A 2,278-nucleotide genomic window follows, 5' to 3' on the forward strand; every position below is an offset into this window, starting at 1 on the left:
GCCAGCGACGGGAGGCCGCATGTCAGAGCAGGATGACCGCAAGCCCACAGCGACGGTCAGTCCGGTGCGCAGTGCGCAGCTGGTGGCGATCGTCCTGGCGCTGATCGAGCTGTTCCAGGGAGATTGGCAGGGCGCCCTGCTGCTGGGCGGGATAGGTTGGGTGATCGGGCTTTTCAAGCATCCGCGCTGATAGGCGGCGCGAGTGGTACGTCTTTTCCGTGACAGGAAATCAGGGGGTAATGTGGCCAAGACACGCATGGTGACCCAGTTCGGCATGGGCACCTCCATTCGCAGCCAGAACTACACCGAGGCGGCGGCACGTGGCATCCGCGATGCCCTGTGGCACAACTCGCTCAACGTGGCGGACGCCTTCGGCTTCCCCAAGGAGGCGATGCTGATCGAGGTCGAGGTCGGCGTGCAGCAGCCCGACAAGGTCGACAGTGACGCCCTGCTGGGCATCTTTCCCTACGGTCAGCCCAGTGTGCGCGTGGTCAAGGGCGGGCTGGACGTCGCCAAGCCGGATGGCAGCGGGGTCAGCGTGATCGCCAATGTCGCCATCATCGTGTCATTCGACATGGCGGCCGCCGGCGCGGCGTCCACTTCTTCCGCGCCCGGGCAGTCGGCAGGAGGTCAGGCATGAGCGAGCAACGCATCATTCTCGAGATGGGCACCGGCAATGACCTCTACGGCATGGACTACACCAAGGCCGCCTGCCGTGCGGTGCATGATGCCCTGCATCATTCCTCCATCGTGATGTTCCAGTCACTCGGCATCGATCACCACCAGATGCGCGTCGAGGTCACCATCGCGGTCCAGGAGCCGGACGCCGTGGATACGGACGCGGTGGCGCGCGAGCTTCCCCGTGGGCGCGCCGAGGTGACGGTGGTGCAGGGCGGTCTCAATGTGCATGACGAGGCCAGTGGCCAGACGCATGTCATTGCCTCGGCCGCCATCGCCGCCATGCTCGATATCGACCACGACGCCTGGCAGCTGTGTCAGTCGTAGGCAATGCGCGAGCGCGCTGACTGAGGTCGTGCCGACCAACGAAGAAAGCCCCCGTGCGTCAGTGACGCACGGGGGCTTTGCGGTACAGGCCAGGTGGCGCAGGCGCTGATTACAGCGAGCTGATGCGCAGCACCGGCTTGACGGTCAGACCTGATTTCGAATCCGCGAAGGCCTGTTCGATGTCATCGAAGTCATACATCTGGATCAGCTTGTCGAAGGGGAAGCGGCCTTCCTTGTAGTAGCCGACCAGGCGCGGGATGAAGACGCGCGGCACGGCGTCGCCTTCGATCACGCCGATCATCGACTTGCCTTCCGCCATCAGGTCGTGGTGCACGTCCAGGGTCACATCGTGGGTCAGGCCGACGATGGCAGAGGTGCCCAGCGGGCGCAGTACCTGCAGGGAGCTGCGCACCAGCATCGGCACGCCGGTGGTCTCGAGGGAGAATTCGCTGCCGCCATCGGTGATGCGCTTGATCTCGCCGACCAGGTCCTCGGTCTTGCCGTTGACGCTGTGGGTCGCGCCCAGCTCATGGGCCAGCTCCAGACGGCTCTTGTGCAGGTCGACCGCGATGATGTTCTTGCAGCCGGCGATTTTGGCCGCCATCACGGCACTCAGGCCCACGGCACCACAGCCGAACACGACGAGACTGTCACCGAAGCCCGGCTTGAGGCGATTGAGGATGGTGCCGGCGCCAGTCTGGATGCCGCAACCCAGCGGACCCAGCAGGGCGAGATCGACATCGCTGTCGACCTTGACGGCATTGCGCTCGCTGACCACGGCGTGAGTGGCGAAGGACGACTGGCCGAAGAAGGTGGCGACGTCATGGCCGTCACAGCTCAGGCGCTTGCCGCCATCATCCATCACACCGCCGAAGTTGAGCTCACCGCCACGCTCGCAGACGGTCGGGTGTCCGGTCAGGCAGTGGCTGCAATGACCACAGTGCGCGAAGGACAGCACCACATGGTCGCCCACTTCCATGTCGCGGACATTGTCACCGATCTGCTCGACCACGCCGGCGCCTTCATGGCCGAGCACGATCGGATAGGGGGCGATGCCCAGGTCGCGTGCGGCGGCATCGGTATGGCAGACCCCGGTGGCCACGACACGTACCAGAATCTCGTCTCCCTTGGGGGACGCCAGTTCGACGTCCTTGAGGTCGAAGGGCTGGCCTTGGGTGGCGGTGACGGCGGCGCGAATTTTCATGGTGTTGATCCCGTTGATGATCGAGTGATGGCGTGATGGCGTTCTTCAGAGGCGTCCCGGGGCGGCGTG

4 protein-coding genes are annotated in these 2,278 nt (G+C 64.8%); 3 read left to right on the forward strand and 1 reads right to left on the reverse strand.

Annotation, left to right across the window (positions count from 1 at the left end):
* From AC4FAH_RS12230 to AC4FAH_RS12240, 3 genes are all read left to right on the forward strand, one after another.
* Window positions 1–190 (forward strand): hypothetical protein (locus tag AC4FAH_RS12230; RefSeq protein WP_490246105.1); only part of this gene is annotated, 190 nt, incomplete at its 5' end.
* Window positions 191–241: 51 nt separating this feature from the next.
* A complete protein-coding gene (locus tag AC4FAH_RS12235; RefSeq protein ID WP_490246106.1) occupies window positions 242–640 on the forward strand; it encodes a Lin0512 family protein in 399 nt (132 codons plus the stop codon).
* A complete protein-coding gene (locus tag AC4FAH_RS12240; protein WP_054556226.1) occupies window positions 637–1,005 on the forward strand; it encodes a Lin0512 family protein in 369 nt (122 codons plus the stop codon). Before AC4FAH_RS12235 ends, AC4FAH_RS12240 begins: the two co-directional genes overlap by 4 nt.
* Window positions 1,006–1,114: 109 nt before the next feature.
* On the opposite strand, the gene AC4FAH_RS12245 is transcribed toward AC4FAH_RS12240, so the two are convergent.
* Window positions 1,115–2,209: an NAD(P)-dependent alcohol dehydrogenase gene (locus AC4FAH_RS12245; RefSeq protein ID WP_490246107.1), complete on the reverse strand. Its 1,095-nt coding sequence runs from the start codon at window positions 2,207–2,209 to the stop codon at window positions 1,115–1,117.
* Window positions 2,210–2,278: the final 69 nt, after the last annotated feature.

The organism is Cobetia sp., from assembly GCF_983723665.1.